This window comes from Paenibacillus sp. A3 (genome assembly GCF_001399685.1).
In the GTDB taxonomy this organism is placed as follows: domain Bacteria; phylum Bacillota; class Bacilli; order Paenibacillales; family NBRC-103111; genus Paenibacillus_G.
In genome coordinates this window covers 1-3,525 of sequence record NZ_JTHN01000225.1, presented here as the reverse complement: position 1 = coordinate 3,525, position 3,525 = coordinate 1, and the positions used below count along the sequence as shown (strand labels likewise).

General features: G+C 55.9%; 3 protein-coding genes and 1 pseudogene. All 4 read left to right on the top strand.

Annotated features, from left to right (window positions below):
* The coding region (locus tag QJ48_RS29450) for an extracellular solute-binding protein (RefSeq protein WP_054976937.1) at nt 1-878 on the top strand (878 nt) is incomplete at its 5' end.
* Between the two features lie 17 nt (nt 879-895).
* Nucleotides 896-1,834, top strand: a complete 939-nt coding sequence (locus QJ48_RS29445; protein ID WP_054976936.1) for a carbohydrate ABC transporter permease — start codon at nt 896-898, stop codon at nt 1,832-1,834.
* Nucleotides 1,835-1,850: 16 nt separating this feature from the next.
* A complete protein-coding gene (locus QJ48_RS29440; RefSeq protein ID WP_054976935.1) occupies nt 1,851-2,675 on the top strand; it encodes a carbohydrate ABC transporter permease in 825 nt (274 codons plus the stop codon).
* Between the two features lie 39 nt (nt 2,676-2,714).
* Nucleotides 2,715-3,525, top strand: a pseudogene (locus QJ48_RS29435) (alpha-glucosidase/alpha-galactosidase); the annotation flags it as partial.

Below are 3,525 nucleotides of genomic sequence, written 5' to 3'. Positions count from 1 at the left end.
ACGGCAAGCTGTACGGGCTTCCGCTCGAATTCAATATCGAGAACGGCGGCATGCTGGCGCATCCAAAAATGTTTAATGACAAAGGACTCGCTTATCCGCCGAAGACATGGACAGAGCTGGTCGACAGCGCCAAGGCTTTGACGGTGTGCGACGGCAGCGGGATGAAGGTGAAAGGGTTCGATTTCATCTCGGGGGACAACATTACGTTTACGTTCCTGTCGATGATTTTGCAGCAGAACGGTAAATATTGGGGCAACGACGGACATGTCAATTTCCAGACGCCCGAGGCGGTTAAGGCGATGACGGCGCTTAAGGATTTGGTTGTGCGGGATCAAGTGACCGATCTGACGGCCTTCGGGGGACAGCTCGATTCGTCCGACTACTTCTTCAAGGGCGGGGCGGCGATGACCTACCGGGGACCGTGGACGATTGCGGCCGGTCTCGACAATTACAAGGCCAAAGATTTCGAATACGTGCCGGTGCCGTCCTTTACCGACAATCCACCGTCCTTTGCGGCCGAGTCCGGATGGGGGCTGGTCGTCTCGAAGAAGAGCAAGGCGTCCAAGGAAGCGTGGGACTTCATTCAATTCCTCTCGTCGAAAGAAAATCTGAAGACGTGGAACCTCGGCACCTTTACGGTACCGGCCAAGAAGGAGGTCGCGGAGGACCCGGAGTTCGTGAGCAAAAACCCGTTCATGAGGACATCCGTGGGCCTGCTGACGCATGGACAATGGATCGGCCTCATCTGGGACCGCGACTATTTCTTTAAACAAATCAACGATCATTTCCAGCTCATAGTGAGTGGGAAGGAAACGGTGGAAAACGGATTGAAAGCGATCGAGAAGGCCGTCAACGATAGTCAAGATCAACACAAGTAAACCGGGAGTGTTCAGGGATGGAAAACAGCTCTAGTATACCCAGCAAGCCCGGCGGCAAAGCGCTTCGGAGCAGCGCAGCCGCCCAATACCGCAAGGAAAAACGGTTCGCGTTCGTATCGTTGACGCCGATTCTGCTGCTGTTTGGCCTGTTCGCCTTCGTTCCGATCGCCTGGAGCCTGATCTTATCGTTCTACAAATTCAGCCCGCTGGCAGACCAATCGCCGTTTGTCGGGTTGGACAATTATGTCCGGCTGTTTCACGACGCCATCTTCTTGAAATCACTATGGGTGACGTTCAAGTTCGTCGCGTTCACGGTCGTCGTCAACATTGTCATTACGCTGCTGATTGCGCTCGGGATCCATCGGGTCCGGTCGCGGAGGCTGCGCAGCGTGTTCCGGACCGTTTTTTTCCTGCCTGCGATCGCGCCGCTTTCCGGATCGGCCGTCGTCTGGGGGACGATGTTCAGCGATCAAGGGCTGTTCAACCTGGTGCTGAACAAGCTGCATATCCCGCCGGTACATTGGCTGAGCGATCCGAACTATGCGCTGCTGTCGGTCATTGTCATGACGCTGTGGGCGGACATCGGCTACAATATCGTGCTGTTCATCGCCGGGCTCGATTCGATCCCCGACATGTACTACGAAGCGGCGACGCTCGACGGCGCGAGCCGGTGGCACATGTTCCGGCATATCACGCTGCCGCTATTGAGCCGCTCGACGCTGTTCGTGACGGTCACGACCGTCGTCTCGTATTTTCAGGCGTTCCCTCAATTCCAGGTCATGACCAAGGGGGAACCGTTCAACGAAACCCGGGTGCTCGCACTGAACATTTACGATCGGGCGTTCGGCAACTCGAATATGGGCTACGCTTCGGCGATGGCGGCGGTGTTTCTGCTTATCATTTTGCTGGTGACGCTGTTGCAGCTCAGATGGGGGCGGTCCCAATGGGAGCATTGAGAGGAGGCTGCGGAACATGAAGACGAAAACGACCTTATTCGACGGCGTGCTGATCGCGGTTTTGACCGTGGCCGCCTGCATCATGCTGCTTCCTTACGTGTGGATGGTGCTCTCGTCGCTCAAAAGCAACATGGAGATCATCTCCGCGTCGCCGACGCTGCTGCCCGAGCAGCCGAGCTTCGCCGGGTACGAGACGGTGTTCCGGGAGGCGCCGTTCTGGAGATGGCTGGCGAACAGCGCGGTCACATCGGTTCTGGTCACGGGCGCTACGCTGTTCACGAGCGCGCTCGCCGGTTACATTTTCGCCAAGTACGAGTTTCCGGGCAAAAAGGTACTGTTCGTTGTCGTGCTGGGCACGATGATGATTCCGTTCCAGGTCATTATGATTCCGACGTATCTGATCGTTTCCAAGCTGGGCCTGATTAACCATCTGGCGGCGGTTATCCTGCCCAATCTGGTCAGCTCGTACGGTGTCTTTCTGGCGAAGCAGTTTATCGAGGATATTCCGAAGGATCTGATGGAGGCGGCCCGCATCGACGGAGCGGGGGAACTGAAGGTGATGTGGCGGATTATTACGCCGCTGATTATGCCGATGTTGTCGGCGCTCGGGATTTTTACGTTCATGGCGTCGTGGAACAATTATTTGTGGCCGCTGATCGTGCTCAACGATACGGACAACATGACGGTGCCGCTCGCGCTGGTCTTTTTCAACGGGGCGCATACGGTCAACTACAATGTGGTCATGTCCGCCGCCGTGCTGATTACGGTTCCGGTCATTATCGTGTTCCTGATTTTCCAGAAGCAGTTTATTAAGGGTCTGACGATGACGGGGATGAAGTGAGTTTTACATATGTAAACAAAAGGACGGGAGAAGAGAACTATGACAAAAATTGCGATTATCGGAGCAGGAAGCGCGTTTACCCGGGAGATTGTGATGGATATTTTCGGGATTTCCGGCATGGACGAGGGGACTATCGCCTTGGTCGATATCGATCCGGCCCGGCTCGCCATTGCGCGCGGATTGGTCGAGCGCATTGTTGAGATGACCGGCAAACGCTGGCAGGTGCTGGCGTCGACGGACCGCCGGGAGGTGCTGGCCGGCTCGAATTTTGTAATTAACCAGATCGAGGTCGTCGGACTTGAGACGGTCAAGTACGAATTCGAAATTCCGCTAAAATACGGCGTCAAGCAGTGCATCGGCGATACGCTGGGGCCGGGCGGCTTGTTCAAAACGCTGCGCACGCTGCCGAGCTGGATCGAGATCGTTCGGGATGTGGAGGAGCTGTGCCCGGATACGATCATTCTGAACTATACGAATCCGATGTCGGCGGTGACGCTGCTGACGTCGCGCATTACGGACATTCCGGTCGTCGGGCTGTGCCATTCGATTCAGAATTCGTCGCGCCAGCTGGCGAAGTATGCGGGCGTTCCGTACGAGGAATTGAAGTGGAGAGCGGGCGGCATCAACCATATGTCCTGGTTCGTCGAATTGACGCATCAAGGGAAGGACTTGTATCCGGTGTTGCTGGACAAAATTCAAGACCCGGAGCTGCTGCGCAAAGACCCGGTCCGTTTCGACGCTATGAAATACCTCGGCGCGTTCGTCTCCGAATCGAGCGGCCATTTCTCCGAATACATTCCGTATTACCGCAAAAGGCAGGATTTGATCGACCAGCACTGCAGTACGGGGT